This is a genomic window from Burkholderia stagnalis (assembly GCF_039848545.1).
Classification (GTDB): Bacteria; Pseudomonadota; Gammaproteobacteria; order Burkholderiales; family Burkholderiaceae; genus Burkholderia; species Burkholderia stagnalis.
Genome location: NZ_CP156686.1, coordinates 2112553 through 2139294, shown reverse-complemented (window position 1 = coordinate 2139294; position 26742 = coordinate 2112553). Strand labels below are relative to the sequence as shown.

The window sequence follows — 26742 nt, the reverse complement described above, 5'->3', positions numbered from 1 at the left end:
TCGCCCGTGCACACATGCGAGGACAGCTAACAGAGTGACCCCGTCCCGGGGCAGGTTTACGGAGCCAGCCGTTCGCCGATACACCGGCAATTGCGGCGCCACACGGACCGGAGCAACCGTGATGACCGCTCCACTCTGGCACCGACCCTTGGGATTATGATGACTCGATCGGCAGCCTTCGCTTGCGGCATGATTGCACGGCCTGTTCTGTCGGTTGGCCGGTGCCCGCTTGCAGGCGCTTCCCCGATGCATCTGCCGTAACACGAGGCGGCAATCTCTAGTGCCGCGACTGGGGCGAACCATGGATCAAGGCGGAGACTTTATCGTGCGCACCATGTCGGCCGGCGAGGTGGCCATGTCGGTCGAATGGGCGGCTGCAGAAGGGTGGAACCCCGGCCGACATGACCCGTACTGCTTCAGAGAAGCGGATCCGGCCGGTTTCTTCGTGGGCGTTTGGCGCGGCGATCCGGTCGCGTGCCTCGCCGCCATCGCTTATGACGAACGCTTTGGCTTCATCGGTCTCTACATCGTGAAACCCGGGTTTCGTGGCAAAGGCTTCGGCATGCGAATCTGGCAGCACGGCATGCGTTATCTTGGAGACCGCAACGTCGGTCTCGATGGTGTCGTCGCCCAGCAAGCGAACTACAGGAAGTCCGGGTTCCGCCTCGCGTACCGCAACATCCGCTATCAGGGGCGCGTGGACGGCATCGGGTGCGCGCATGTCGCGGCAGCGGCCGATGTGCCGTTCGAGCAGTTGCTTGCCTACGATCGCCAGTGCTTTCCTGCTGCGCGCGAGCGTTTCGTCTCCGTCTGGATCGCGCAGCCGGATGCCGTTGCGCTCGCTACGTTCGACGTCGGCCGTGTCGCCGGATACGGTGTGGTGCGCCGCTGCAAGGCGGGCTGCAAGATCGGCCCGCTTTTCGCGGATGACGCAAGCGTCGCCACCGGGCTGTTTCGCGCGCTGGCGGCGAGCATGCCCGGCGAGGTCATCGTGCTCGACGTGCCGGAAACGAATCCTGCGGCCGTCGCGCTGGCGGAACGACACGGCATGACGAGCGTCTTCGAAACCGCGCGGATGTACACGAAAGGCGCGCCCCCGATCGCGATCGATCGCGTGTTCGGGGTGACGTCGTTCGAGCTGGGGTGATGGGTCGGATGGGGCTGGGCGATTTCATCAATGCGTTGCATCGACGGGTTGAATCCGCAGCCGTGACCTGCAGTCCACTCGACGACAGATCGTCCACTCCGCCCGAATAACCGCCTGCACACCCCGTCACCTTCGCGGCGGAACGCACCGCCAGGTCACCGCCACGACCGTCAGAAACGCCACATACACAACCGCAAACACCCACCCCGGCAGATCGTAGTACATCAGGTTCCCCACCCAGCGCTGCACGAAGCCTTGCGGGCCTGATGCGCCAATACGCAGCCAGTCCTCCAGAACGGTGAGCGGGCACGGTACATCGAGCGCGGCGAGCGCTGCGACGATGCCGGTGGCTCCGAGATGCACGGTCCGGAATACGCGATTGCGCACCCAGCCAAGTTTGAACGCGGCCCCCACCCAGATCGCGCACAACCCGCCCACGATGAACAGCACGAGCAATGCGTGCAGCACGAGAACCGTATTGGCCAGCCAGATCATGATGTCCTTGGCGAGATTCAAGGAAGCCACACATCGATCGCCGCCCGATCAGTTGGCGTATGCTTGATCGTCGATACGTGATGGATGAAACCTCACGAACAGCGTATCGGAAAAGTCTGGAGCGGATGACGAATACGCCGATGATCGATCGAAGCACGGCTGCCGCGATCATGCTGCGTGTCGCCGTCGCGTGTCTGGTCGCATTCACAGGAGTCGCTGTCGTGCAGGACCGCCTCATCTATTTCCCCGAGAAAGCTGCGATCGACGACATCGTATCCAGCGAGCTTCGTGCGTGGCCATCGCAGGAAGATTTTCGCGGTCTGCTTGCCGAGTCGCCCGAATCCACTCGCGGCACGGTGATCGTTTTCCACGGCAACGCCGGCCATGCCGGCCACCGCGCGTACTACGTCGCAGCACTTGCTCGAATCGGGCTGCGCGTCATCCTCGCCGAGTACCCGGGCTATGGCCCGCGCGATGGCACGCCGAGCGAAGCGAGCCTGGTCGCCGACGCACAACAGACCATCGCAACCGCGCATCGCCAATATGGCGCACCGCTCTTGCTCATCGGCGAATCGCTCGGCGCAGGCGTCGCCGCAGCAGCAGGCGCGCACGAGCGCGACAAGATCACCGGCCTGCTACTCATCACGCCATGGGATTCCCTCGAGCACGTCGCCAGCCACCATTACCCGTGGCTGCCGGTGAAATGGCTGCTGCGCGACCGCTACGACAGCGCCGCGCATCTCGCGTCGTTCGGCCGTCCTGTCGTGGTGGCAGTCGCCGAGCGCGACAGCATCGTCCCTGCACGCTTCGGCGAAGCACTCTACGACGCGCTCGCCGATCCCAAGCGCCTGACGGTCATGAAGTCCGCCGAGCACAACGACTGGATCAGCGTGGTAGACGAAGCATGGTGGCGTCACGCGATCGGCTTCCTGCTCGCGCCCACCCATTGAAATATGAACCCCCGCCCCATCACCGCGAAGCCGCGACGCTTCTACATCCTCGACGCGAAGGACACGCCCGTCGAAGTCTTCGACCAGGGCGCGTGGTCGCGCTGGATGTCCGAGAACGAACTCGTCTTCCGGCGCACCGTACTCGACGAATCGGGCGTGACGATCACGACGCGCTTTCGCGGCATATCCGATGCGAAAACCGGCGATGCCTGGCTGTTCGTGACACGCATCGCCGGCGCGGAAGCGCCGGACATCCAGAGCTACGCGGCGCGTACGCTCGACCAGGCGCTGGATCAGCACGAACGCATGCTGCAGGCGATTCTCCGGAAGCTGACCGGAGGGTGATCGCCGTCGGCCGTCAATCGCCGATCGCGTGGCCGATCAGGCCGCCGGCCGCTGCGCCGCCGATCGTGCCCGCCGTGCTGCCGTGCGAGAGCTCGTGGCCGGCGACACCGCCTGCGGTCGCGCCGAGCACCGTGCCGCACGCGGCGAGCGTCAACAGGGAAAGACTGCAGAGCAAAACTTGCAACATCCTTTTCATCAGGGCACTCCTACCGATGGTTGGAACATGCCTGTTTGACGAGTGACGTTCAAAAAGTGTCCGACGCGTTTGTCACTGTGTGTTAGCGGATCCGACCCGATACCGATAGCGCAGCAGATGATCCGTGCCCGATTCGGACAACCGGACTTCCCCCGGCCGGCCCATCATCTGGCGCACGTTCGCATGCGCACGCGGCAGCGCGAGCACGTCGAACTTGCCGGATCGCGGGTCGAAACGCGCGAGCGCGTTGGCGCTCCATTCGCTGAGCCAGACGATGTCGCGCTCGTCGACGAAGATCGCGTAGGCATGCGGATCACGGCCGGGCAGGGGCCCGGAACAGATGGCATCATCGTCGGATTTGATACGGTTTCCGAATGAATGCACGGACGCCATGCTACGGCAACACCTCAATCGGAAAACGTCCCGTGACGTCCTTCCCCCGCGCTGAAGCGCGCGGCACCGGCAACCCCCTCGGCAAACACGACCGGCGCGCCATTCGCGCCTTCCCGGCGCAGCGCTTCCGCGAGCGGCAGGTTCCATTGCTCGTATGCCGAGCGTCGGTCCGCGAGCATGCATTGACGGGGAAACGCGGCGATCTGTCGGGCGATGCGCGTCGCATGCGCGAGCGCTTCGCCGTTCGGCGCGATGGCGTTGACGAGCCCCATGCCCTTGGCTTCCAGCGCGCCCACGGGGCGGCCGGTCAGGATCATGTCCATCGCGTGTCCCATGCCGACGACGCGCGGCAGCCTCACCGTGCCGCCGTCGATCAGCGGTATACCCCAGCGCCGGCAGAACACGCCGAATACGGCATCTTCTTCCGCGACGCGGAGATCGGCCAGCAGCGCGAGTTCGAGCCCGCCCGCGACCGCATGGCCGGCGACCGCCGCGATCAGCGGCTTCGACAATGCCATGCGGCTTGGCCCCATCGGGCCCGGGCCTTCGCCTGTCGGGTCGACGCTGTTGCGCAATGCCGGATCGCCGACGGCCTTCAGGTCGGCGCCGGCGCAGAAGTTGCCGCCGGCGCCCGTGAGGATCGCGACCGCGAGCGCGGCATCGGCCTCGAAGCGATCGAATGCTTCGCTGAGCCGCAACGCGGTGGGGCCGTCGACGGCGTTGCGCCGTTCAGGTCGGTTGAGGGTGATCGTGCAGATTGCGCCATCCGTCGCGTAAATCACGTCGTCCATCGTTTCCCCCTGGAAAGCCGGCATGTGCGTGCGCAACACGAGCGCGACACGCCGGCAAACATCGAGCGATACGCATGCCGGGCTTCATTGTGACGCAACGGTGGGGGCGATGTGCGATCTCACTGGTCGGGCTGACGCGTTCTACCGGAGGTGCGGCCGAGCGTTTCCTCCTGACACCGGCACGTTGAAGCCGATCGCTTGGGGCAGGCCGTCGGGTTTGGAATCGCCACGGTGTCGAGGAATGCCGGTGCGGGTAAACACCGGCTGCGGGACACGCGGCGAAATCGTTCGATGGAGTGTAGTGACGTGCCTCGGATCGAGGTATCGCAGATGCGTTCGGAGACCGGTTGCAAACGACACCGGTGCGACGCGCCTGATCATCGGGATCGAGACCATGCATACCTCTGCTCGAAGGTTTCTCGCGATCGGCCTGAGCGCCGTCGCGCTGTCGCTGGCCGGCGTGCCGTCGCATGGCCAGCAGGTCGTCAGGATCGGCGCATCGAGCCCGCTCACCGGCATCAGCGCGTCGAACGGCAAGGATCTCGAGAACGGTGTCCGGCTCGCGGTCGAAGAGGCGAATGCGCAGCACATCAAGCTCGGCGGCCAGGACGTCCGCTTCGAGCTCGATACGGTGGATGACCAGGGCGACCCGCGCATCGGCGTGCAGGTCGCGCAGAAACTGGTCGACGACGGGGTCGTGGCCGTGGTCGGCTACTACAACTCGGGGGTCGCGCTGCCGTCCGCGCCGATCTTCGCGAAGGCCGGCATTCCGCTGATCGATCCGGCGGCAACCAATCCGGCGATCACGCGTCAGGGGCTGAAGACGGTCTTTCGCATCATCGCGACCGACGCGCAGAATTCCGGCAATGCCGGCACCTACGCGGTCACCGTGATGAAGGCGCGGCGCATCGCGGTGATGGACGACCGCACCGCGTTCGGCCAGGGTGCCGTGGAGGAATTCAAGAAGGCCGTCGTTGCCGCGGGCGGGCGGATCGTCGCGGCCGAATACACGAACGACAAGGCCGTCGAATTCAATGCGCAGCTCACCAACATCAAGGCGGTGAACGCGGACCTGCTGTACTTCGGCGGCCTGGATAACCAGGCGGCGCTCCTCGTCAAGCGGATGAAGCAGCTCGGCATGCGGGTGCAGTTCGTCGGCAGTGGCGGCATCGCGGACAGCATCTTCCTCAACGTGGCCGGGCCAGCGGCCGAAGGCGCGATGGCGTGGGAATACGGGCGGCCGATCGACACGCTGCCGCAAGGCAAGGCGTTCGCGCAGAAGTTCAGGAAGCGCTTCGGCGTGGAGATGCTCACCTATTCGCCGTTCTCGTACGACTGCGTGCGGGTCGTGATCCACGCGATGCGGCAGGCGAATTCCGCGAAGCCGGCCGAGTTCCTGCCGGCGCTGCGTGCGACGCACTTCGAAGGCATCACAGGGCAGATCGCGTTCGACGCGAACGGCGATCTCGAGCACCCGACGTCGACCCTTTATCAGGTGAAAGGCGGGCGCTGGGCGCCGGTGACGACGATCGGCACCGAATGACGCGACGGCGATCGGGGCGGGTTTTTCGGCACGCGGACGCGGCGCATAATGACCGGATGCCGACGCTCGGCAGGGGAAGGGTGGCATGCACTGCGCAAACTGCGGATTCGACAACCTCGTCGGGGCCAGATTTTGCGAAGCGTGTGGCTCCCCGATGTCGCGCACCTGTCTGCAGTGCGGGCACGACGCGAGCCCCGCCGCGCGCTTCTGCAACGCGTGCGGCGCACCGCTTGCCGATACGGCCTCCGGCACACCGCCGCCACCGAGCCGGAAGCCGGCCACCGAGCTTTCTCCCGCACCGATCCACTACACGCCGCACCATCTCGCCGTACGCATCCGCGCCGAACAGGCCGCGATGGAAGCGCGCGGCGAAACCGCCGGCGAACGCAAGACCGTCACCGCGTTGTTCGCGGACATGGCGGGCTCCACCGCGTTGATCCACGACCTCGATCCGGAGGAAGCACATCGTCTGATCGAGCCCGTCGTCGCGCTGATGATGGAGGCGGTCCACTACTACGAAGGCTACGTCGCGAAGTCGCTCGGCGACGGCATCCTCGCGCTGTTCGGTGCGCCGATCGCCCATGAGGATCATCCGCAGCGTGCGCTGTTCGCGGCATTGCGGATGCAGCAGGCGATGCGGCGTCACGGCGATCGCATCCGTCTGGAGAAAGGCATTCCGCTGCAGATTCGCGTCGGCGTGCATACGGGCGAAGTGGTCGTGCGCTCGATCCGTACCGATGATCTGCATACCGACTACGATCCGGTCGGCCACACGATCCACATCGCGTCGCGCATGGAAGGCATTGCGGCGCCGTCGTCGATTCTCGTCAGCGATTCGACGCACAAGCTGGCCGAAGGCTATTTCGAGTTCAAGGCGCTCGGCGCGACGCAGCTCAAAGGCATTCCGGACCCGCTGTCGGTGTACGAAGTGCTGGGCCTCGGCGCGTTGCGCACGCGGCTGCAACTCGCCGCGCATCGCGGCCTCGCCCGCTTCGTCGGCCGCGATGCCGAGCTGGAGCACCTGCAGGATGCGCTGGAGCAGGTCAGGGCGGGGCATGGGCGGATCGTCGGCGTGCGCGGGGAGGCCGGCGTCGGGAAGTCGCGGCTGTTCCATGAATTCAAGGAGCGTTCGCGGCGCGGCTGCCTGCTGCTGGAGACGTTTTCGGTGTCGCACGGCAAGGCGTTCGCCTACCTGCCGCTGATCGAGCTGCTGAAGAACTACTTCCAGATCACCGCGCAGGACGATGAGCGGCGTTGCCGCGAGAAAGTCATGGGCAAGGTGCTGACGCTCGAACGCGGCTTCGAGGATCTCGTGCCTTACCTGCTGTACCTGCTCGGCATCGGCGAACCCGGTTCGGCGCTGTCGGAGATGGACCCGCGGATTCGTCGCGAGCGGACCTTCGATGCGATCATCCAGCTGCTCGCGCGCGAGAGCCGCGACCAGCCGGTCGAGCTGCTGTTCGAAGACCTGCAATGGCTCGATCGCGAGACGGAAGCATTCCTCGCGCACCTGAGCGAGCGCGTGCCGACCACTCGAATCCTGCTGCTCGTGAACTACCGGCCCGAGTATCGGCCCGTGTGGACGCGCGCAGGGCATGGCCTCCAGCTTCGTCTCGAACCGCTCGGCCCGGCGGAAGCACAGGGCCTGCTCGCGGCGCTGCTCGGCGACGATCCGTCGCTGACGCCGCTCAAGCGGCTGATCCTCGAGAAGACGGAGGGCAACCCGTTCTTCATGGAGGAGGTCGTGCAGACCCTGGCCGAGGAGCAATCGCTGCTCGGCGATCCGGGCCGCTACCGGGTCGGGCGCACGCCCGCCGCGCTGCATATCCCGACCACCGTGCAGGGCGTGCTGGCCGCGCGTATCGACCGGCTACCGGTCGCGGAGAAGGAACTGCTGCAAACGCTCGCGGTGATCGGCAAGGAGTTTCCGTACAGCCTGATCCGGCGTATCTGCGGCGGCGAGCCCGCGCATACCGACGACGATCTGCGTCGGCTGCTCGCGCATCTGGAAGCCGCGGAATTCATCTACGAGCGGCCGGCGTTTCCGGAGGTCGAGTATTCGTTCAAGCACGCGCTGACGCAGGAAGTGGCCGGCCATTCGCTGCTTACGCATCGGCGCAGCGCGTTGCACGAGCGCACCGCGCAGGCGATCGAGGCGCTGTTCCCGACCCGCATCGCGGATTACTGCAGCGAACTTGCGCATCACTACAGCCTGAGCGGCAACCTTCCGAAGGCCGTCGAGTATCTGCACCAGGCCGCGCAACAGGCGCTCCGCCACGCCGCACACCTGGACGCGATGCAGCACCTCGGCACGGCGCTGGAGCTGCTGAAGCAGTTGCCCGACACGCCGGCGCGCGCGCATCAGGAACTGGCGCTGCTGCTGTCGCTCGGGCCCGCGTTGATGGACGTGCGCGGCTATGGCGCGCCGGAGGTGGCCGCCACCTACAGCCGCGCGCTGACGCTGTGCGAGCAGACCGGCGAGACGTCGCAGCGCTTCGCCGCGCAGCTGGGGTTGCGGATCCACTACCTGACGCGCGCCGAATACGCGACCGCGCGCGACCTCGGCAAGCAGATGCTCGACGTGGCGACGCGTGCGAAGGATCCGGGCTTGCTGATGGAGTCGTATGGCGCGCTCGGCGCGTGCCTGTTCCTGCAGGGGAACCTCGACGCCGCGCGTACGCATCAGGAACAGGCGTTGGCGATCTACGACCCGGAGCAGCATCAGGCGCACGTCTTCGCGCATGGCGTGGACCCCGGCATCCGCGCGCTGAATTTCCTGACGCTGACGTTGTGGTTGCAGGGCTACCCCGACCAGGCGCTCAAGCGAAGCATGGAGGCGTTGGCGCTTGCGCAGAAGCTTGCGTATGGCCCGACGCTGGCGTTTACGCTTGCGTATGCGTCCGAGCTGCATCAGCTTCGGCGCGAATCGTCGCTGGCCCGCGAACACGCGGAAGCCGTCGTGACGCTGTCGACTGAGCACGGCCTGCCGTACTGGCTCGCGTGGGGTACGTTCTTCGGGGGCTGGGCGCTGACCGAACGCGATCATCTCGCGGAAGGGATCGCGCGGATGAGCGAAGGCCTTGCCGCTGATAGAGCCGCGGGCGGCGAGGATCAGCGCTCGTATTTTCTGGCGCTGCTGGCCGATTGCCATCGGCGTGCGGGTGATCGGGAGACGGGCATGCGGCTGCTCGACGAAGCGATGGCGATTCTGGAAAAAGCAGGGGAGCGTTGCTTCGAAGCCGAGTTGCATCGGCTGAAGGGCGTCATGCTGATCGATGAGTCGAACGGTAACGGTGATGTTTCCGATTCAATCGACGCGGCCGAAGCCTGCTTCCGCAAGGCGATCGAGGTGGCGCGTGCCCAAGGTGCCAGGTCGCTGGAATTGCGCGCCGTGACGAGTCTCGCGCGGCTGTGGCGGCGTGTGGGGCGGGTCGCCGAGGCCAGGCAGGCGTTGTCCGAGATCTATGGCTGGTTTACGGAGGGTTTCGACACCGCCGACCTGCGTGAGGCGAAGGCGTTGCTCGAAGCGCTTGCATCCGATCAGACGGATCGATGACGCCGCATGCCGAGTGTGGCCGCGAGACGGGGCGATAAAACTCAGTCCACGCTTTCCGCATGCGCCTTGTGCTGCGCCGCCAGCCGCGCCTGCTGGGCCGGCGGAACCGGATCGTAGTGGCTCAACTGGATGCTGTAATTGCCATGCCCGCCCGCGATCGCATTCAGGCGCGACTGGTAGTCGTTGAGTTCGGCGAGCGGCACCTTGCCCGCGACGACCATCGCATGGCCGCCCACCGTGCGTGTGCCGTGCACTTGCCCGCGCCGCGACGAGAGATCGCCGATGATGTCGCCCATCGCCGTTTCCGGCGTCATCACTTCGATGTCGACGATCGGTTCGAGCACCATCGGCTGGGCTTTCAACACCGCGTCGATGAAGGCCTTGCGCCCGGCCGTGACGAACGCCACTTCCTTCGAGTCGACCGGATGGCTCTTGCCGTCGTACACGGTCACGCGCACGTCCTGCATCGGGAAGCCGGCGAGCGGCCCGCTGTCGATCACCTGCTGGATGCCTTTCTCCACCGCGGGAATGAACTGCGTGGGAATCGCGCCACCCTTGACCGCGTCGACGAACTCGAACCCGTCGCCGCGCGGCAGCGGCTCCACGCGCAGCATGACTTCGCCGAACTGGCCGGCGCCGCCGGTCTGCTTCTTGTGGCGATAGTGGCCTTCCGCCTTGCCGCCGATGGTTTCGCGCCACGCGATCGTCGGCGGCCGCGTGACGACGTCGAGCTTGTACTGGTCGGTGAGCCGCTCCAGCATGAAGCGCAGATGCAGTTCGCCGAGCCCGCGCACGACCGTCTCGTTGGTGCCGACGGGGTGGCCGATCACGAGGCATGGATCTTCGGCCGCGAGCTTCTGCAGCACTTCCCACAAGCGCTGTTCGTTGCCGCGCCGCGCCGGTTCGATCGCGAGGCCGTAGATCGGCGTGGGGAAATCGAGCGGCGTGAGGTGGACGTTGCCGTCTTCGGGGGCGTCGTGCAGCACGTCGTCGAAACTGATGTCGTCGGCTTTCGTGACCGCGCAGATGTTGCCGGGGCCCGCGCGCAGCACGTCCGTGTGTTCCTTGCCCTGCAGCATCAGCAGGCGCGCGACCTTGAACGGCTGGCGACCGTTGCCGATATAGAGCTGGCTGTCGCGCGTGACCGTGCCCTGATGGATGCGAAATACCGCCATCTTGCCGATGTACGGGTCCATCACGATCTTGAAGACGTGCGCGAGTACGTGCTTGTCGGCGACGGGCTGCGCGTGCACGGTTTCCACCTTGCCGTCGACTTCGCGATAGAACAGCGGCGGGTTGCCTTCGGTGACGTTCGGCAGCAGCCGCACGAACACGTCGAGCAGCTGGGCGATGCCCGCGCCGGTGGCGGCCGACGTGAAGCAGACGGGCACCAGATGTCCTTCGCGCAACGCGCGTTCGAACGGCGCGTGCAGTTGTTCCGGGCGGACCGCCTCGCCCTGTTCCAGATACAGCTCCATCAACTCGGGATCCAGTTCGATCACCTGATCGATCAGCGCGTTGTGCGCGGCTTCCACCGAGTGGAAATCGGATTCGCCGGACGGGTTGAAGAAGCAGTCGACGACGTCGCTGTTGCCCCTCGCGGGCAGGTTGATCGGCAGGCAGGTCTTGCCGAACATCTCCTGGATCTCGGCGAGCAGCGCGGGGAGGTCGACTTTTTCGCCGTCGATGCCGTTCACGATGATCATCCGGCAGAGCTTGCGTTGCTGCGCGAACGTCATCATCCGGCGGGTGGTCATTTCGATGCCGGTGCGGGCGTTGATCACGATCGCCGCCGTTTCGACGGCCGGCAGCGCGCTGATCGACAGGCCGGCGAAGTCGGGGTAGCCGGGGGTGTCGAGCAGGCAGATGCGGGTGTCCTGGAAATCGAACTGGGCGACGGCGGAGCTGAGCGAGTGGTGGTATTTGCGTTCCAGCGGGTCGAAATCGCACAGGGCGGTGCCCTTGGCGACGCTGCCGGGCGCGTGCAGCGCGCCGCCCTGGTGCAGCAGTGCTTCGGCAAGCGAGGTCTTGCCGCATCCGGCGTGCCCGACCAGTGCGATCGTGCGGATGGCTTCGGGAGGGTAGTCCATGGCCGCCATCGTCCAGGAGTGGGTGTGGGGGAATTATTGGCGAAATTTGGGTGGTGTGCCAATTGTGGAGAGCGAGGGGGAGGGGGCTCGCTGGAGGGTGGGATTTGGGGAACGGGTCGCTGCGGTGCGGGATTTTTGGGGATGTTGGCTGAGTGTTGGGGCTTGGGCGGCAATGCCGCTGCACTTCGGGCCGGATGGTGCATATTTTCGCGCCGCAGCGTCGATGCGCGTGTGCTAGCTTGAAAGCGTCAATCGTGCGGTAGGGAGGAACGCGAAATGTCCATCATTGCTCCAGACGAAAGGGCGGATTTTGTCGCCGTGTTGCATAGGCATAACTTGGTCGAGTCGGACTTCACGATTCAGGAGACGGTAGCGCCGGAGGTTGTTGACGAGGTCTATCCGCTGGTTGGGTACGTCACCGTTATTCGCTGCTCGACGCTCAAGGAGAAAGGGTATCGGGTCGGGCATGGGACGGCTTGGACGGTGGAGTTCGACAGGGATTTGACGCGGGGGGCGTTTGGGTGAGGGGGGATCGGATTGCGGGCCGGTCGTAGTGGGGATCGGTGTGGGCTTTCAGGTAAGAAAGGGGCAACGGTCTTGGCTGCTTTGCAGCCTCAAGTGTGTTGCATCGACAGGTTGAATCCGCAGGCCTTTGTGGGCAGTCAGCGAGCGACGTCGGTTAGGTGCCTACAGGCGCATCCCGGACATTCGTTCTTGGCGGTTGCGAATGTCCGGTGTCACTGTCAGTCGATGAGTGTTATCGACCCAAAGCAGTCTGTTGCATTTGCGGAAACCTGCCGTTCACGACCGCGTTAAACGGTGGCTCAGGTGTGTGAGTAGGTTACTTGGTGCCAGATGCCAAGCGAGCGCTGCCCAAAATCTAAGTCCAACCGGACTCGAAGATTTGCTGCGATCGGCTAGGCTTTTGCTCGTAATCGCTCCCGTCGTCACTCACAAATGTGCCGTTAAAAAGGATAGAAGAGTTCTCTGAGACCGGAGCGAGCAGTCCTTTGTATGGTTTCGGCCGCGTGCCCCAATAGTCCACCCACCTTGTATGGACGATCACCTCCTTGAGCGTTAGGAGATAGGCGTTGGAACTTGGGTCGGTGACTTGCTTCGGGTACCAGAATTTGCTGAATCGACCCAACAGGGACCTTCTGCAGAATTGCCAATCGAATTGAGAATTATAGAGGTGCTTAGCCTCAATGATCAGTGGCGCTACGGCTTCGACAAGGCTGCGGTTGAATCGCTCACCGGCGTCAATGCTGATCGAGTAATGCGCCCGATAGCCGGTAGGACCGTTCATCAGTTGATCGGCAAGCGTCCTCGGTAGTGGTATCTCGACGGAGGCGCGGCAGTATCCTTTAGCATCCGAACAGGGTTCAGGGCCATCGGGCAACGCACTGAAATTACCGACTGCGCCCTTAACGGCCTCGGACACGGCAGTGATTAGATCATCTGGCGTGATTTCTGGGGGGTGATGTCCCCACTCAGCGGTTAAAGGAAGAGACACGGAACTCATTACGCCTACTCCTACTGGCGGACACAAACAGCAGAGACGGTCGGGGCCGGGATTGGGTTTGAAATCATCCCCCGCTGTGCGTCTTGCTGAATCGACGCTTCACGATTGGCTGCGAGGCGGTTGGCATCATTGAGAATTTGTTGGCGGGCGACTTCGCACGCTTCCTGGGTCTTGAATGCCGTATGCGTGCTTTGCGGGGCTTGGTTGTAATAGAACCACGTAACCAATAGGATAATCATCGCGCTCTCGATCTTGAGATTAGGATAGACAAGGTGGGAGTGCTGTCAAGAAACGGGCGGGATCGGCCATGCGGTGGCTCGGAGCCAAGGCTTCGTCCTGAGAAGTCGCCTGGTCGAGCGTCCGCTTGTGGCCGTTCACCGCCCCCAGCGTCACGTTTGAAAAACTAACGAAAGTCCTGGTACTCGAAAACGCAGTGTTTCAACCAGCGTCGCCACGATGACCTGATCGATCGGCCCGGCGGTTTGAAACTCAATGACAGTACCGTTCATATCCGTCTGTCCGAGCATTTCGGCCGGACCCGACGGTTTCCCGCGAACGTAACTCTGCGACCAGATCTCGCCGTCCCTCATGCTGGTGAACTTGAACGCCCGACAGGCGACGTTGGCGACCGAAGGACCTGGTGAACCATGATCGCCCCAGACCAATTTCCGAAGTATTCCGTCAAGTTCCGAACTGAAAGGCGTACATGGATAGAAGCTGGTCAGTGCTCGCTCTGCGTGTGAGAGCGTATCGCCCACGTCTGGAGTCAACCGCATTCCTCGGCCGGTATCGGCGAGCCTTCCTTGCGCACCATCAAGTTCAAGGGTAATCGTCAGATTCGGGCTATAGCTAAATTCCACAACGGATACGGCTAGCAAGGGTGCGCAGACATCCGCCGGCGAAAGCCGCTGAGAAAGCCAAAAGATTTCATCATGGTCCCTTGTTCTCTCGGGGCTGCGAGACGCAGTCGATTGTCATCGATCCTGCGTGTCGAGTCGACTGGCTGCTGATGGCCGGGAAACGTCGCCGTCATATAGAATGACGCGCTTTGCCCGTCCTCCTATGTGGTTCAAGAATCTTCAGCTTCATCGTCTCCCGGCACCTTGGGCCGTTACCCCCGATCAGATGGAAGAATGGCTGGCGCCCTACGCGTTTCAGCCGGGCACCAGCGTCGAGATGCAGCGTTTCGGATGGGCGTCGCCGCGTGACGACGGCGCGCTTGTGTATTCGATCAACCGGCAAATGCTGCTGGTGTTTCGTGCCGAAAAGAAGCTGCTCCCGGCGTCGGTCGTCAATCAAGTAACCAAGGCCCGGGCGCTTGAAGTCGAGGAGCAGCAGGGCTTCAAGGTGGGACGAAAACAGCTGCGCGAACTCAAGGAGCAGGTTACCGACGAACTGCTGCCGCGCGCGTTCACGATTCGCCGCGATACCCGCGTGTGGATCGATACGGCGAACGGCTGGCTCGTCATCGATGCGGCTGCACAGGCGCTTGCCGACGACGTTCGCGGCCTGCTCGTCAAATCGATCCCTCAATTGCCGCTCGCCAGCGTTCAGGTAGCGCTTTCGCCGGTCGCCGCGATGACGGATTGGCTGCTGTCCGGCGAGGCGCCGGGCGGATTCACCGTGGACCAGGACGCCGAGTTGCGCTCGAGCGGCGAAGGCGGTGCCACGGTGCGATACGTTGGCCACGCGCTGGAAGCGAACGACATGCGCCGGCACATCGAGGCCGGCAAACAATGCATGCGCCTCGCGATGACCTGGGATGATCGAATCTCCTTCGTGCTGACACCGTCGCTGACGATCAAGCGTGTCACGCCGCTCGACGTCATCAAGGAGGCGACGGATCCCACCGCGCAGAACGACGATGAACGCTTCGACTCGGATGTCACGCTGATGACGGGTGAATTGGGGCGGATGTTTGCCGATCTTGTCGATATCCTGGGTGGCGAGCGGCACGACTCGATTCATCAGGCGGCAGCTGCCTGAACCCCGTCGGCTGTCAAGGATCATTGCCCCGCGACAGCGAGGCTTCGCGTTGACGCGACATTTCGAAGAAGACTGCCACTGCCCTGGAGGCGGGGCGCGGCTGGGCGCTCGCGACCCAGTACGGCCGGTCGAGGCATAGAGGAGACAACGTCTGATAACAAAGTGGTCCGGTCATCCGAGCCGACCTGTCAGGGGCAGCAACTCGGCCGAGGTAGTTGCCGAGCATGTTCGCTCGGGGTTGGCTGGAATCAGCCGGTGCCACCGGCCGAACGACTGGGATCATTGATCCCAATCTTCGCGCCGTACGATGCTGGTTTTGAACTTCCACGACACCAAGCATTGCGCATGGCGAGCTAAGATTTGCACACCAAAATAGGTCGTACGGGATATTGAGTGTGATTTCTTGCACTCGGTCGAGCGGTGCACGACGTCGAAATGTAGATCGACGAGGTTTTTTGCTGCAGGTTGAATGGCTGCGATCCTATAGCGGGATTGTTTCGAATCGTCATGGCCTGATTGAGTCCGACATGAACGAGATCTCTGTTCGTTCAAAATTGCCGATCCGTTGCCTGCACGCGCTGTGTCCTGCGGGCGGCTGACTGGATCGGGTTCCCTATACCCATTGGCTAACGTTTGCCCGAACATCGATCATCAGGCGATCAACGCTGGTCTAATAAGTCATGTTGAGTCGATGGCGATCGCGAATCCCTGGCGCGCGTGAGTGACAGATGCGGCGCAATCCACGTTCTTCCATTGATCTGTCGTACGAACCAAGCCACTAACAAAGGAGGACCACCCACCACCAAAAAACCGCCGTAAACGAGCGCGGGCCGCAAGTGCTACCAACACTCACGACCCGCTAACCGCAGCCAACTAAGCAGGAGTTGACCATGGCTAAGCCGAATCATAATTCACGCCCACCAATCACGGAACGTTTCGTGACGATTCAGGAACTCTGGGGCCGCCCGAAAAACATGGGGTCCAGGCCGTCGACGACTCTCCCGTATTTCAAGATCGCCGGCATGTGGATCATCAACGACGCTGGTTTTGTACCGGGCCGACGAGCGCGGATCACGATCGAGCCGGGCAGGCTGATCATCACGGCGATGTAAGCGGCGTGGGGCCGCGAGGTTCGCGGCCCTTAGCGTGCAAGGTTCTCCGCTGCGGCCGCGTCCAGTTCGACGCGTGTGGGGCAATTGCACCTCGTTACGCGGAGGTATCAGAAATCGTGCGCACAAGCTGATTTCAATGAGGCCCCAAAGCGCGCGATTTAAGTATCCGCATGGTTCTGATTTAGTTGTTGCACGATGCAACGGCGTGCAACGAGTCACGTTTGCGCGAAACAATCACGCGCATTATGTTGAGCATGTGCACCGTCATCCCGCCACGCCGCGCCAGTACAACCCATAGCGCAACAGCGACCGTAGCCCCACCGCCTCGCCCCCTCGACATCCCCACACGAATCAGCGACGATCCCACCACCGCCACCCGCCGTCCCGAAGTCCCGCAAATGACCGTCGACCACCACCCAGCCTGGATGCCCGTCGCGCTGAGCGAACGCGGCGTACGCCGCTTCCCCACAGGCGACACAAACCCCCGCATCGTCGAATACAACAACCACACGAACCTCGTCGGCTACGACGACAAGATTTCGTGGTGTTCGTCTTTCATGAACTGGTGCATGGCGCATGCGGGTTTCCGCGGCACGGGTTCCGCGCTCGCGCGTTCGTGGCTCGAATGGGGCAGGGCGCTCGAGCGGCCGGTTTACGGCTGCATCGCCGTGCTCACGCGCGACGATCCGGCGAGCTGGAAAGGGCACGTCGGCTTCTATCTCCGTCACGATGACGAGCACGTCTACCTGTGGGGCGGCAATCAACTCGAAGAAGTGCGCGAGCTCGCGTACCCGCTCGACACCGTGCTCGGCTACCGTTGGCCGGCCTGACACACCCGCGCCGTACCCGCTCACGCGCCGCCGCACGCGTTGCTACACTGCTGCTCGCCCATCATCAACGAGGAGAGTGCAGTGCCAACCGGGAACCTCCGCCTTTACGCGGACGCGCAGTACACAAGCCCCTACGCGATGTCCGTCTACGTCGCCCTTCAGGAAAAGTCGCTGCCGTTTGAACTCGTCACCGTCGACCTCGGCAACCGCGCGCATTTCGCGCCGGACTACGCGGCGACGTCGCTGACGCAACGCGTGCCGACGCTCGTCCACGACGGGTTTGCGCTGTCGGAATCGTCGGCGATCACCGAGTATCTCGACGAGACGTTCCCCGGCGTGCGCCTGTATCCCACCGACCGCCAACAGCGCGCGCGGGCGCGGCAGGTGCAGGCGTGGCTGCGCAGCGACCTGATGCCGATCCGCGCCGAACGCTCGACCGAGGTGGTGTTCTACGGGCCGTCGCGCGAACCGCTGTCGGGCCTCGCGCAGGCGGCGGCAAAGAAGCTGTTCGCGGCAGCCGACGCGCTGCTCGCACCGGGCGCGGCGAACCTGTTCGGCGACTGGTGCATCGCGGATGTCGATCTCGCGGTGATGCTGAACCGTCTCGTGTTGAACGACGACCCGGTGCCGACGCGTCTCGCGGACTATGCGCGCGCGCAGTGGGAACGGCCGTCGGTGCAGCGCTGGGTGAAGCTGGCGCGCCCGCCGCTGTGACGCATTCGCGTCACGGCCTCAAGCGAAGCTGTGCCGCATCAGGTAGAAATTGAGGTCCGGCCGGCTGGACATCGTGAGCGTCTGCGGGTCGGCCGCGAAGCCCAGCTTCTCGTAGAAACCGTGCGCGGATTCGCGCGCGGTACACCACACCAGCTCGGCATCGCGCGCCTGCGCATGACGCAGGCACAAATGCACGAGGAGGCGGCCGAAGCCGAGCCCCCGCGCGGACGCATGCACGGCCATCCCGCGCAGGCGCCACGCGCGCAACCCGGGCGCACTGCCTTCCGGGCGATCCTCGCACAGCGACGCGATCGCGACGATGCGCTCGTGATCCTGGACGGCCAGATGGATGGTCGTCGGCGCATGATCGCCCGGCAGCGTGCATGCATCCTCGTCTCTCTTGAGCAAAACCTCGGCCCGAAGCGGATACGTCTGTTCCGCCTGTATCGCTGAAATCGTAAACAACACGCCATTTTGGGTCATGGTTTTTCCAATTATTTCTGGAACTGGTTTTAGTGCAGACACGAAATTTACAGCACCAGCACAAAATACAGTTGTCGAAATTTAAGCTTGAAGATAATCTTCGGAAGTCGCAGATTTCATTTCGAACAAGTCATTTAACTGTGATCGCAGATGACGGGGAAAACATTGACCAACGCCGAGAGTGCTTACGAGGAGATTCGCGCGCGAATCTTTGACGGGAGACTCACGCCTGGACAAAAGATTTCTCATCGGGGCCTTGCCGGCGAGCTGGGTTTCGGGCAGATGCCGGTGCGCAGCGCGCTGCACCTGCTGGAGGCTGAGGGGCTCGTCACCGTCGTAGGTAAGAGCGGCACGTTCGTCACGTCGCCGACCAACGACGATCTGCGTGAAATCTTCGAAATGCGGCTGGCGTTGGAGAGTACGGCAGCCTATCTCGCGGCGCGGGGCGGCGCGACCGACGGCCTCAGCGAGGCCGCGGACAGGATGAAGCGGCTGCTCGAGGCGGACACGGGCGACATCATGGTCGAGCAGCGCATCGGCTGGGTGTTTCACCAGGAACTGTTCCTCGCGGCGAGGAATCCGCGAATCTCGACGGCCTACGAATTACTGCGGGTACAGACCCTCGCGCTGAATGAATTGCCGCGGGGCGACGCCGAGACGGTGCGCCGCGGCACGATCGAGCATTTGCGGATTTATCACGCGATCGTCGAAAAGGATTGCGAACTCGCTCGACAGCATATGTGGAATCACATCGTCGACGGCACACCCGCGCGAATCAGATTAATACGGGCACAACATGAATAAGACTCCCTCGAAAATCTCGCTTCCGATTCAGATGTTTACCGGCCTCGTGCTGGGCGGCGCATGCGGTATCTGGCTGCCGGACGTGGGCGCGAAACTCGGCTTTGTCACGGCCATTTTCGGGCATGCGATCAAGATGGTCGTGATGCCGCTGATCTTCCTGTCGGTGACGCTCGGCGTCTATCGCGCGCGGCAGCAGCGCGGCCGGCTCGGCTCCGTCGCGGGCCTGAGCATCGCGTTCTTCGTCGTGATGACCGCGCTGGCGGCGGCGCTCGGGCTGCTGCTCAACTTCGCGTTCCGTCCGGGCCTCGGCGCGAGCATGGCGCAGACGGGCTCGATGCCGCAGCACCTCGCGTCGTCGATCGACTGGATGCAGTTCGTCGTCGACCTGATCCCGAGCAACATCGTCGCGGCGCTCGCGGCGGGCAACTCGTTGCCGGTGCTGGTGTTCGGCCTGCTGCTCGGGTCCGCACTGTCTGCGGTTCCGGATCGCGCTGAACCTGCGATCGCAGTTTTCGAGGCGCTGCTGGCCGCGCTGTTCAAGCTGGTCGAATGGGTGATCGCGTGGTCGCCGCTGGCGATCTTCTCGGCGCTCGCGCTGCTGTTCGCGACCAAGGGCTTCGCGGCGCTGCATCCGCTGCTCAAGCTGCTCGGTGTCGCGTATCTCGGCATGGCGATCCTCGCGGTGATCCTGACGACGATCATCAAGGTGTCGGGCCAGTCGCCGCTCGCGGTGCTGCGCAAGGTGCGCGAACCGCTGATCCTCGCGTTCACGACGCGTTCGTCCGAGATCACGTTTCCGCTGCACCTGAAGAAGCTGACCGAGATGGGCGTGCCGCGCGGCGTCGCATCGACCATCCTGCCGCTTGCGTACATCTTCAATCGCGACGGCGCGGTGCTCTATACGGCGCTCGCGGTCGGCTACCTCGGCGACGCGTATCACATCGTGTGGACCTGGCCGATCGTGCTGACGGTGGCGATCCTCACGATCGTCACGATCGACGGCGCGGCCAACGTGCCGTCCGGCGCGATCGTCGCGATCACCGTGGTGCTCACGTCGATCGGCCTGCCCGCGGATGCCGTGCTGCTGATCCTCGGTGTCGACGCGTTCTTCGACATGGGCCGCACGGCGCTGAACGTGTATGCGAGCACCACGGCCGCGGCAGTCGCGGTCAAGCTCGCGGGCCCGGAACATGCGCAGGACGACGCAGGGATCCCGCAGTCGAACCAGCAGCATGCATGACGTTCGGGCGTCGGTGTCGTGCGAAGAAGCGCCAGCGTATGGCGCTTCGCATCGGCACCGGACGCTTGAACGAGGAAGGATCCTGAAGAAGGACAGACGGCCGTCGCGTGTGTTGCGAGCGCAGGTGGCGGCCGGAAATGAATCGGCCGATGGCGGTGTTGCGAGCACCGGCACCGGCCTGACCATCGGAAGCTTTTGAGAGACCGTCCATGGCTGCCCGTATTCTACGGCAACATCGGCTGCGTCGGACATGCAGTGGTCCGGCGATGGCCTGTCGACTGCCGCCAATCATTCGACCCGCGCGCATCGTCGGTTTTGATGCCGATGCGAACGTTTGCGTGGGCGCCCGGATCGTGCACACCGTGTCGACGCGCATGCGCGGGTGGGCGCTCGCCGCGCGCCTGCATGCCGGATCCACTGCGCGGCACCCGTCTTTCGAAAGCTCAATCGGTTCTCACTCGGCACGGACTTCCGGTCCCGTGTCCCGCCTGACGGCGTATACATGGTTGTTAGCGCCTCGGATTCGTCAGGTGGCTTCACCGCGCGCTTCGTCTCCTCGGGCGCAGCGCGCGTCTTTTATACCGATCCCATCGAGCGCGGTGGCGCCGCTGTCGGCCAGCCCGGCCGCAAGCGCGCCGCTCGACGGGGCCAAGCCACGCGCCGGCATGCCGGCGCAAGCGCGCAAGTCGCGGCGTGTGCGTCCGGAGCCGGACGCACGCGACGCCGACGATCCGCCGGTCGACCTCGGGTAGCCCACGCGCGGCGCGACGCGCGCGATCACGGTCGCGGCGCGTCGCCGACACGAACTTGCGTGACGGCGGCGCGCTCGTCGAACGCGCACGCGATCCACATCGTCCATCAATTCGCCGCCACGGCGTCTGCGTTCCCGCCATCGGCCGCGTCATGCCGGCTCCACCCGCCACCCAGCGACCGGTACAGCGCCACCGCAGACAGCGCATGCTCGCGGCGCACCTGGTTGAGCGCATCCGAATCGCGCAGGTACACCTCCTGCGCCGACAGCACGTCGAGGAAATCCGTCGCACCGCCCTTGTAGAGCTTGTTCGCGAGACCGAGCGCCTTGTCCGACGCGGCGAGCGCGCTGTCGAGGCGCTGCGTCGCCGCCGTCGTGCCGACGAGGTTCGCGCGCGCGTCCTCCACTTCGCGCAGCGCCTGCAGCATCGTCTGCCGCAGGCCGAGTTCCGATTCGCGCATCCGGCTTTCGCTCTGCGCGATGTCGGCGGTGATGCGTCCGGCGTTGAAGATCGGGCTCGTCGCGCTCAGCGCGGCGCTGAACAGGTTGTCGGTGAGCGTCGGCAGGCCGAGGTAGGACGCGGCGAGGATACCGTCCGTGAGGTTCAGCGAGAACTTCGGATAGCGTTCCGCCTTCGCGACGCCGACCTGCGCCGCGCGCTGCTCGACGCGCGCATACGCGGCCAGCACGTCGGGGCGGCGCAGCAGCGCCTGCGACGGCAGCGTGCGCGGCGTGCCGCCGGGCGGCGCGGGAATGTCGCCGGCCTGCGCGAGCACGAGACGGTCGACCGATTCCGGCGTGCGCCCCGAATACACCGCGATCAGGTTGAGCTGGTGCGCGATCTGCGCCTGCGTCGGCGGAATGCGCGCTTCGAGCGCATCGAGCTGGTTCTGCGCGCGCGTGACGTCGAGTTCCGTCGACAGCCCGAACGCCTGCCGCTTGCGCGTCAGGTCGAGCGCGCGCTGCCGGATCGTTGCGTTGTCCTGCAGGATCCGCAGCTCCTGCTGCGCCCAGCGCAGATCGACATACGCGGATGCCGTGTCGGCGGCCAGCGCGAGCCGCATCGCGTCTTCCGCATGCTTCTGCCCGACGAGTTCGGCCTGCGCTGCGAGCAGGTCGAGCCGTTCGCCGCCGAACACGTCGGGCGACCAGCTGAGCACGAGCCCTGCGCCGGCCTGCTTCACGTAGCCGAGCGGCGGCGGTATGTTCTGGCGCGCGGCGGACGCATGCGCGCTCGCGTCGAGCTCGGGCAGCAGCACCGCGCGCTTCTGCACGGTCAGCGCCTGCGCCTGCTTCACGCGTTCGGTGGCCGCCTGCAGGTCGAGATTGCCGTCGAGCACGGTGGCGATCAACTGGTCGAGCGCGGGATCGTGGAACTGCGCCCACCACGCGGCGGCGTCGACGTCGGCGCGCGGCACGTCCGTGTCCCACGCGTGCGGCGCGAGCGATTCGACCGATTCGTGCAGCGCGGGATGCTGCGCGGGCTGCACCGCGCAGCCGGCGGCGAGCGCGCTGACGGCGAGGGCGACGAGAAGCTTCTTCATGGTGATCACCTCAGTGCGCGTCCGGCGGCGGCGCGCTCAACGAAATGGGTTTGGAAAACAGCACCGCGACCAGCGCCACGACGAAACACATCGCGAGCGCGTAGAACGCATCCGCGTAGGTCAACGTGAGCGCTTCGCGATAGACGAGCCGGTGCAGGTTCGCGAGGCTCGCCTGCGCGGTGTTCAGCGTATTGCCGGCCACCGCCGTCCAGTGCGCGGCCTGCTGGTCGAGCAGCGCCGCGATCTGCGGCTGGCCGGCCGTCACGTGCTCGTTCAGGCGCAGGTAATGGAAGTTCAGCCGGTCGTTGAGCATCGTCGCGCTTACCGCGATGCCGATCGCGCCGCCGAGGTTGCGCATCAGGTTGAACAGGCCGCTCGCGGATTTCAGGCGCGACTGCGGCAGCGAGCCGAGCGCCATCGTCACGATCGGCGGCACGCTGAACTGCTGGCCGATGCCGCGCAGCGCCTGCGGCAGCAGCAGTTCGCGCCAGCCCCAGTCGTGCGTGAGCGGCGTGTACAGGTAGATGCCGAGGCCGAAGCAGATCAGCCCGAACACCAGCAGCACCCGCATGCTGACGAAGCGCGCCGCGAACGCATACGCGCCGAGCGCGAGCAACTGGACCACGCCCATCGACAGCAGCGCGATGCCGATCTGCAGTGCATTGAAGCCGCGCACCTGCGCGAGAAACAGCGGCGTCAGGAACACCGTCACGAAGCTGCCGATGCCGGTCACGAACGACAGCAGGCTGCCGATCCCGAAGTTGCGCACGGCGAGTGCGCGCAGGTCGACGATCGGATCCTTCGCGGTCAGCGCGTGCACGATGAACAGGAAGCCGCAGATCGCGGAGATCCACGTGCAGAACACGATCGCGTGATCGCCGAACCAGTTCTTGCGCGGGCCTTCCTCGAGCACGTATTCGAGGCAGCCGAGGAAACCGGACATCAGCCCGATGCCGACGTAGTCGCCGCGCTTGAGCAGGCTCAGGTCGGGCACGTCGATGTGCACGTAGCGCGGCACCAGCGCGGCGACGGCGATGCCGGGCACGAGGTTCAGGTAGAACAGCCAGTGCCACGACCACTGGTCGGTGATCCAGCCGCCGATCACCGGCCCGATCGTCGGCGCGAGCGACGCGAGCGCGCCGATCGTGGTCGACGCGATGAGCCGCTGCTTGCCGGGAAACAGCACGAACGCTGTGGTGAACACGGTGGGGATCATCGCCGCGCCGAGCGCGCCCTGCAGCCCGCGAAACAGGATCATCGAGTTGATGTCCCACGCGAGGCCGCACAGCATGCTGGTGATCGTGAAGCCGACCGCGGACGCGACGAACAGCCAGCGCGTCGACAGCACCTTCGACAGCCAGCCCGACATCGGGATCACGAGGATCTCGGGGATCAGGTAGGCCGTCTGCACCCACGACAGTTCGTCCTGGCTGGCAGACAAGCCGCCGCCGATGTCGCGCAGCGACGATGCGACGATCTGGATGTCGAGCGTCGCCATGAAGAAGCCGACGCACATCAGCGCGAACGCGATCACGCGCTGCTTGATCGGTTGCGACGCCGGGTTGCCGATAAAACCTGTGGTCATGATGGGCTCCGCGTGAGGCTCAGTTCGCGTGATCGGTGTGCACGGTCACGACCGCGGACAGGCCCGGGCGCAGCACGTTCTCGCTGCCCGGCTGCGGGTCGAGATGCACGCGCACCGGCACGCGCTGCACGATCTTCGTGAAGTTGCCGGTCGCGTTCTCCGGCGGCAGCACGCTGAAGGTCGCGCCGGTCGCGGGCGCGACGCTGTCGACGCTGCCGTGCAGGCGCACGCTCGACGCGTCGAGCCGCACGTCGACGCGGTCGCCCGCGCGCATGTGCTTGAGCTGGTCTTCCTTGAAGTTCGCGTCGATCCACAGGCCCGACGCGGGGACGATCGTGAGCAGCGGCACGCCGACGCTCGCGAGCATCCCGACCCGGCCGGTGCGGTTGCCGACGTAGCCGTCGACCGGCGAGCGGATCGTCGTGTATTCGACGTTGAGCGCCGCCACCCGCTGCGCGGCAAGCGCGGTGTTGACGCGCGCGCGGGCATCGGCGAGCTGCGCGCCGAGCACGTCGAGCTGACGTTTCGCGGCGAGCAGCGCGGCGTCGCTGCGATCGACCGCGGCGCTCGCCTTCGAATAGTCGGCATCCGCGCGTTCGACGATCTGGTTCGACACCGCGTCGGATTTCACGAGCTCGCGGTAGCGCGACTTGTCGGACGCGGCGCGGGTCAGCTCGGCCGCCGACGCGCTTTTTTCCGCGGTCTGCTGGCCGATCACCGCGTGCTGCAACTGCTGCTTCGCTTCGAGCTCGGTCACCGCGGCGCGCGCGCCGTCGACGTCGGCCGTCGCCTGCGCGAGCTTCGCGTCGTAGTCGCGCGCATCGAGCTGCACCAGCACGTCGCCGGCCTTCACGCGCTGGTTGTCGGTCACGAGGATCTGGTCGACGAAGCCGTTGACCTTCGGCGCGAGCACCGTGACGTTGCCGCCCACGTACGCATCGTCGGTGCTTTGCTCGAAGCGCAGCACGAAAGTCCAGTAGAGCGCCGCCGACGCGACCACCGCGATCACGGCCAGCACCGCGACCTTCATCCACGGCACGCGCCGGCGTTGCTGCGCGACAGTGTCGGCAGGTGCCGCGTCGCGGGTAACAGGAGTCTGCGTCGTATCCATCGAATCACCTATGTATATGCACTGTTTGAAACGACCGACGTGGCGCGCCGATCGGGGGATGGGGTCAGCGTTCCGGGATGTTGTGCGTGATCCGGAACAGTTCGTCTCTGAGCAGGGCCGCCTGCGCGGGCCCGAAGCGCCGTTCGAACGCCTCCTGCGCTTCGAGCCAGTGCGCGTGCGCCTGCGCGATCTTCGCTTCGCCTGCGCCGGTCAGCGCGAACGTCTGCCGCCGCCGCTCGCCTTCACGGTAGCTCGCGACGAGCGCCGCGCCGACGAGCGGCTTGAGCGCGCGCAGCAGCGCGGTGCGCTCGATCACCAGCACGGCCGACAGCGCCGCCATCGTCAGGCCCGGGCGCTCGCGCAGCAGCGCGAGGATGCTGTACTGCGATGCGGTGACGCCCGCGTGCGACAGGTAACGCTCGTAGAATTGCGAGATCCGGCGGGCGGCCTGCCGGACCGCGAAACAGTCGTCATCGGTGAGCGTGTACTTGTGCATGTGCACATGTTAGTGAGTGAGGCGGTGTGAATCGATGTGCGGGGCGGGATCAGATTGGTGTTGTGGTTGTACCAATCGGTCGGCTGTCAGCCGGCCGTTTGCGCGACGGGCTCCGGCGTCTTGCCGTAGGCCGCCGTGTAGTCGATGAACGCCTTCACCTTCGCCGGCAGCAGCGCGCGGTTCGCATAGGCGAGCTTGATGTCGACGAATGCGTCGACGAGATCGGCGTCCGCGAGCAACTGCACGAGCGCGCCCGACGCGAGCTCCTTCTCGACGATCCCGCGCGGCACCGCGCCGATGCCGAAGTGGCGCAGCACCATCTCGCGGTTGAACACTGGGCTGTTGGACGACACGTCGAACCGGTACGGCACGCTCAGCGTATCGCCGTCGACGCGGAACACCAGCGCCGTGCGCCGCAGCGACGGCGACAACGACACGAACAGGTGATCGGCGAGGTCGGCCGGCGTGGTCGGGCGCGGGTGGGTGACGAGATATTCCGGCGTTGCGACGATCACGACCGGAATCCGTTCGATCAGCCGCACGACGGTCGTCTCGCTCGTCAGCATGTAGGGCACGACGATGCCGATGTCGTAGCCTTCGCCGACCAGGTCGACGGGGCGCTCGGTCAGCGTGACGTCGAGGCGCACCTTCGGATACGCGGCCTTGAAGCCGGCGATCAGCGGCACGAGGCGGTTCAGCGTGGCGGTCGTGTGCGCGACGAGCCGTAGCAGGCCGTCCGGCTCGCGCGTGTGCGTGGCGGCTTCCGCTTCCAGCGCGTCGAGTTCGTCGAGCACGGCCGCGCAGCGCTCGTAGATGCGCTCGGCCGTCTCGGTCAGCGACACCTGCCGCGTGGTCCGGTGCAGCAGGCGGCTGCCGAAGCGCGCTTCCAGCTCGGCGACCGCACGTGACACGACGGGCCGCGCGAGACCGTGGATGTCGGCGGCGCGGGTGAAGCTGCGCTGTTCCACCACCGACCGGAAAATCCGCAGCTTGTCGATGTAGTCCATGTTGCGTGTCCTCGGGTTCGAACGCGGGGCCGCGTCGCCGTGGTCCGGCCC

At 65.0% G+C, this 26742-nt stretch carries 25 protein-coding genes and 1 pseudogene; 12 read left to right on the top strand and 14 right to left on the bottom strand.

The genetic code is table 11. The features are described 5' to 3' along the window. Window positions 1–301: 301 nt before the first annotated feature. On the top strand, window positions 302–1147 hold the full coding sequence (locus ABFO07_RS26235; protein WP_347468819.1) for a GNAT family N-acetyltransferase: 846 nt from the start codon (window positions 302–304) through the stop codon (window positions 1145–1147). A 126-nt stretch (window positions 1148–1273) separates the two neighbouring features. On the opposite strand, the gene ABFO07_RS26230 is transcribed toward ABFO07_RS26235, so the two are convergent. Continuing rightward, window positions 1274–1642 (bottom strand): DUF2784 domain-containing protein, encoded by a 369-nt coding sequence (locus ABFO07_RS26230; RefSeq protein ID WP_060363500.1) that lies wholly within the window; start codon window positions 1640–1642, stop codon window positions 1274–1276. A gap of 170 nt (window positions 1643–1812) precedes the next feature. Between ABFO07_RS26230 and ABFO07_RS26225 the strand changes: the two genes are divergently transcribed. Together ABFO07_RS26225 and ABFO07_RS26220 are read left to right on the top strand one after the other, a co-directional pair. Continuing rightward, window positions 1813–2592, top strand: coding sequence for an alpha/beta hydrolase (locus tag ABFO07_RS26225; RefSeq protein WP_347469691.1), 780 nt, complete (start codon window positions 1813–1815; stop codon window positions 2590–2592). A 3-nt stretch (window positions 2593–2595) separates the two neighbouring features. Continuing rightward, entirely contained in the window at window positions 2596–2937 is a 342-nt protein-coding gene (locus tag ABFO07_RS26220; RefSeq protein ID WP_059802724.1) for a hypothetical protein, read from the top strand. 13 nt (window positions 2938–2950) lie between these two features. On the opposite strand, the gene ABFO07_RS26215 is transcribed toward ABFO07_RS26220, so the two are convergent. The 3 genes and pseudogenes from ABFO07_RS26215 to ABFO07_RS26205 all read right to left on the bottom strand — a co-directional run bounded on the left by ABFO07_RS26215 (window position 2951) and on the right by ABFO07_RS26205 (window position 4317). Next, window positions 2951–3133, bottom strand: coding sequence for a glycine zipper 2TM domain-containing protein (locus ABFO07_RS26215; RefSeq protein WP_059563289.1), 183 nt, complete (start codon window positions 3131–3133; stop codon window positions 2951–2953). Window positions 3134–3205: 72 nt separating this feature from the next. Then, window positions 3206–3460: pseudogene (locus ABFO07_RS26210) on the bottom strand (lyase); the annotation flags it as partial. A gap of 80 nt (window positions 3461–3540) precedes the next feature. After that, a complete protein-coding gene (locus ABFO07_RS26205; protein WP_347468818.1) occupies window positions 3541–4317 on the bottom strand; it encodes a crotonase/enoyl-CoA hydratase family protein in 777 nt (258 codons plus the stop codon). Window positions 4318–4711: 394 nt separating this feature from the next. Between ABFO07_RS26205 and ABFO07_RS26200 the strand changes: the two genes are divergently transcribed. Next, window positions 4712–5860, top strand: a complete 1149-nt coding sequence (locus tag ABFO07_RS26200) for a branched-chain amino acid ABC transporter substrate-binding protein (RefSeq protein WP_347468817.1) — start codon at window positions 4712–4714, stop codon at window positions 5858–5860. 85 nt (window positions 5861–5945) lie between these two features. After that, entirely contained in the window at window positions 5946–9416 is a 3471-nt protein-coding gene (locus ABFO07_RS26195) for an adenylate/guanylate cyclase domain-containing protein (RefSeq protein ID WP_347468816.1), read from the top strand. Between the two features lie 41 nt (window positions 9417–9457). On the opposite strand, the gene fusA is transcribed toward ABFO07_RS26195, so the two are convergent. Then, window positions 9458–11506, bottom strand: a complete 2049-nt coding sequence (fusA, locus tag ABFO07_RS26190) for an elongation factor G (protein ID WP_059810602.1) — start codon at window positions 11504–11506, stop codon at window positions 9458–9460. Between the two features lie 276 nt (window positions 11507–11782). On the opposite strand from fusA, the gene ABFO07_RS26185 reads away from it, so the two are divergent. Then, window positions 11783–12031, top strand: coding sequence for a hypothetical protein (locus ABFO07_RS26185; RefSeq protein WP_059563283.1), 249 nt, complete (start codon window positions 11783–11785; stop codon window positions 12029–12031). A 355-nt stretch (window positions 12032–12386) separates the two neighbouring features. Here the strand turns inward: ABFO07_RS26185 and ABFO07_RS26180 are convergent, their stop codons facing one another. The 3 genes from ABFO07_RS26180 to ABFO07_RS26170 all read right to left on the bottom strand — a co-directional run bounded on the left by ABFO07_RS26180 (window position 12387) and on the right by ABFO07_RS26170 (window position 13906). Beyond that, the gene (locus ABFO07_RS26180) at window positions 12387–13028 is read right to left on the bottom strand and encodes a hypothetical protein (RefSeq protein WP_155631634.1); all 642 of its coding nucleotides are present in this window, start codon (window positions 13026–13028) and stop codon (window positions 12387–12389) included. An 11-nt stretch (window positions 13029–13039) separates the two neighbouring features. Further along, the gene (locus tag ABFO07_RS26175) at window positions 13040–13267 is read right to left on the bottom strand and encodes a hypothetical protein (RefSeq protein ID WP_155631632.1); all 228 of its coding nucleotides are present in this window, start codon (window positions 13265–13267) and stop codon (window positions 13040–13042) included. A 150-nt stretch (window positions 13268–13417) separates the two neighbouring features. Further along, complete coding sequence (locus ABFO07_RS26170) at window positions 13418–13906, bottom strand: hypothetical protein (RefSeq protein WP_124490870.1); 489 nt, start codon at window positions 13904–13906, stop codon at window positions 13418–13420. 184 nt (window positions 13907–14090) lie between these two features. Between ABFO07_RS26170 and ABFO07_RS26165 the strand changes: the two genes are divergently transcribed. The 4 genes from ABFO07_RS26165 (at window position 14091) to yfcF (ending at window position 17670) form a co-directional block, all read left to right on the top strand. Beyond that, entirely contained in the window at window positions 14091–15014 is a 924-nt protein-coding gene (locus ABFO07_RS26165) for a recombination-associated protein RdgC (RefSeq protein WP_059563282.1), read from the top strand. A gap of 890 nt (window positions 15015–15904) precedes the next feature. Further along, a complete protein-coding gene (locus ABFO07_RS26160) occupies window positions 15905–16126 on the top strand; it encodes a type I addiction module toxin, SymE family (protein ID WP_063894167.1) in 222 nt (73 codons plus the stop codon). A 398-nt stretch (window positions 16127–16524) separates the two neighbouring features. Then, on the top strand, window positions 16525–16956 hold the full coding sequence (locus ABFO07_RS26155) for a TIGR02594 family protein (protein ID WP_081063024.1): 432 nt from the start codon (window positions 16525–16527) through the stop codon (window positions 16954–16956). Window positions 16957–17094: 138 nt separating this feature from the next. Beyond that, a complete protein-coding gene (gene yfcF / locus ABFO07_RS26150) occupies window positions 17095–17670 on the top strand; it encodes a glutathione transferase (RefSeq protein ID WP_059563280.1) in 576 nt (191 codons plus the stop codon). Window positions 17671–17688: 18 nt separating this feature from the next. Here yfcF and ABFO07_RS26145 read toward each other — a convergent pair whose 3' ends face one another. After that, the gene (locus ABFO07_RS26145; RefSeq protein WP_081067665.1) at window positions 17689–18078 is read right to left on the bottom strand and encodes a GNAT family N-acetyltransferase; all 390 of its coding nucleotides are present in this window, start codon (window positions 18076–18078) and stop codon (window positions 17689–17691) included. A gap of 225 nt (window positions 18079–18303) precedes the next feature. Here ABFO07_RS26145 and ABFO07_RS26140 point away from each other — a divergent pair, with 225 nt between their 5' ends. Continuing rightward, a complete protein-coding gene (locus tag ABFO07_RS26140; RefSeq protein WP_059563279.1) occupies window positions 18304–18957 on the top strand; it encodes a GntR family transcriptional regulator in 654 nt (217 codons plus the stop codon). Continuing rightward, window positions 18950–20197: a dicarboxylate/amino acid:cation symporter gene (locus tag ABFO07_RS26135; RefSeq protein WP_059996701.1), complete on the top strand. Its 1248-nt coding sequence runs from the start codon at window positions 18950–18952 to the stop codon at window positions 20195–20197. The genes ABFO07_RS26140 and ABFO07_RS26135 overlap by 8 nt, the downstream gene beginning before the upstream one ends. An 858-nt stretch (window positions 20198–21055) precedes the next feature. On the opposite strand, the gene ABFO07_RS26130 is transcribed toward ABFO07_RS26135, so the two are convergent. From ABFO07_RS26130 to ABFO07_RS26110, 5 genes are all read right to left on the bottom strand, one after another. Next, window positions 21056–22492 (bottom strand): efflux transporter outer membrane subunit, encoded by a 1437-nt coding sequence (locus ABFO07_RS26130; RefSeq protein ID WP_347468814.1) that lies wholly within the window; start codon window positions 22490–22492, stop codon window positions 21056–21058. A 10-nt stretch (window positions 22493–22502) separates the two neighbouring features. After that, window positions 22503–24077: a DHA2 family efflux MFS transporter permease subunit gene (locus ABFO07_RS26125; protein ID WP_059892431.1), complete on the bottom strand. Its 1575-nt coding sequence runs from the start codon at window positions 24075–24077 to the stop codon at window positions 22503–22505. A 19-nt stretch (window positions 24078–24096) separates the two neighbouring features. Next, a complete protein-coding gene (locus tag ABFO07_RS26120) occupies window positions 24097–25188 on the bottom strand; it encodes an HlyD family secretion protein (protein ID WP_059810598.1) in 1092 nt (363 codons plus the stop codon). A gap of 64 nt (window positions 25189–25252) precedes the next feature. Beyond that, complete coding sequence (locus ABFO07_RS26115; protein ID WP_059884421.1) at window positions 25253–25684, bottom strand: MarR family winged helix-turn-helix transcriptional regulator; 432 nt, start codon at window positions 25682–25684, stop codon at window positions 25253–25255. Window positions 25685–25770: 86 nt separating this feature from the next. After that, window positions 25771–26691, bottom strand: a complete 921-nt coding sequence (locus ABFO07_RS26110) for a LysR family transcriptional regulator (RefSeq protein WP_059563274.1) — start codon at window positions 26689–26691, stop codon at window positions 25771–25773. Window positions 26692–26742: the final 51 nt, after the last annotated feature.

Bases quoted from the DNA above. Each gene is read 5' to 3' on its own strand.
- ABFO07_RS26230 (WP_060363500.1), bottom strand. From the start codon at position 1,642: ATGATCTGGCTGGCCAATACGGTTCTCGTGCTGCACGCATTGCTCGTG.
- ABFO07_RS26110 (WP_059563274.1), bottom strand. From the start codon at position 26,691: ATGGACTACATCGACAAGCTGCGGATTTTCCGGTCGGTGGTGGAACAG.
- ABFO07_RS26120 (WP_059810598.1), bottom strand. From the start codon at position 25,188: ATGGATACGACGCAGACTCCTGTTACCCGCGACGCGGCACCTGCCGAC.
- ABFO07_RS26205 (WP_347468818.1), bottom strand. From the start codon at position 4,317: ATGGACGACGTGATTTACGCGACGGATGGCGCAATCTGCACGATCACC.
- ABFO07_RS26130 (WP_347468814.1), bottom strand. From the start codon at position 22,492: ATGAAGAAGCTTCTCGTCGCCCTCGCCGTCAGCGCGCTCGCCGCCGGC.
- ABFO07_RS26195 (WP_347468816.1), top strand. From the start codon at position 5,946: ATGCACTGCGCAAACTGCGGATTCGACAACCTCGTCGGGGCCAGATTT.
- ABFO07_RS26125 (WP_059892431.1), bottom strand. From the start codon at position 24,077: ATGACCACAGGTTTTATCGGCAACCCGGCGTCGCAACCGATCAAGCAG.
- yfcF (WP_059563280.1), top strand. From the start codon at position 17,095: ATGTCCGTCTACGTCGCCCTTCAGGAAAAGTCGCTGCCGTTTGAACTC.
- ABFO07_RS26175 (WP_155631632.1), bottom strand. From the start codon at position 13,267: ATGATTATCCTATTGGTTACGTGGTTCTATTACAACCAAGCCCCGCAA.
- fusA (WP_059810602.1), bottom strand. From the start codon at position 11,506: ATGGACTACCCTCCCGAAGCCATCCGCACGATCGCACTGGTCGGGCAC.
- ABFO07_RS26155 (WP_081063024.1), top strand. From the start codon at position 16,525: ATGACCGTCGACCACCACCCAGCCTGGATGCCCGTCGCGCTGAGCGAA.
- ABFO07_RS26115 (WP_059884421.1), bottom strand. From the start codon at position 25,684: ATGCACAAGTACACGCTCACCGATGACGACTGTTTCGCGGTCCGGCAG.
- ABFO07_RS26160 (WP_063894167.1), top strand. From the start codon at position 15,905: ATGGCTAAGCCGAATCATAATTCACGCCCACCAATCACGGAACGTTTC.
- ABFO07_RS26135 (WP_059996701.1), top strand. From the start codon at position 18,950: ATGAATAAGACTCCCTCGAAAATCTCGCTTCCGATTCAGATGTTTACC.
- ABFO07_RS26220 (WP_059802724.1), top strand. From the start codon at position 2,596: ATGAACCCCCGCCCCATCACCGCGAAGCCGCGACGCTTCTACATCCTC.
- ABFO07_RS26225 (WP_347469691.1), top strand. From the start codon at position 1,813: ATGCTGCGTGTCGCCGTCGCGTGTCTGGTCGCATTCACAGGAGTCGCT.
- ABFO07_RS26200 (WP_347468817.1), top strand. From the start codon at position 4,712: ATGCATACCTCTGCTCGAAGGTTTCTCGCGATCGGCCTGAGCGCCGTC.
- ABFO07_RS26165 (WP_059563282.1), top strand. From the start codon at position 14,091: ATGTGGTTCAAGAATCTTCAGCTTCATCGTCTCCCGGCACCTTGGGCC.
- ABFO07_RS26185 (WP_059563283.1), top strand. From the start codon at position 11,783: ATGTCCATCATTGCTCCAGACGAAAGGGCGGATTTTGTCGCCGTGTTG.
- ABFO07_RS26215 (WP_059563289.1), bottom strand. From the start codon at position 3,133: ATGAAAAGGATGTTGCAAGTTTTGCTCTGCAGTCTTTCCCTGTTGACG.
- ABFO07_RS26180 (WP_155631634.1), bottom strand. From the start codon at position 13,028: ATGAGTTCCGTGTCTCTTCCTTTAACCGCTGAGTGGGGACATCACCCC.
- ABFO07_RS26235 (WP_347468819.1), top strand. From the start codon at position 302: ATGGATCAAGGCGGAGACTTTATCGTGCGCACCATGTCGGCCGGCGAG.
- ABFO07_RS26140 (WP_059563279.1), top strand. From the start codon at position 18,304: ATGACGGGGAAAACATTGACCAACGCCGAGAGTGCTTACGAGGAGATT.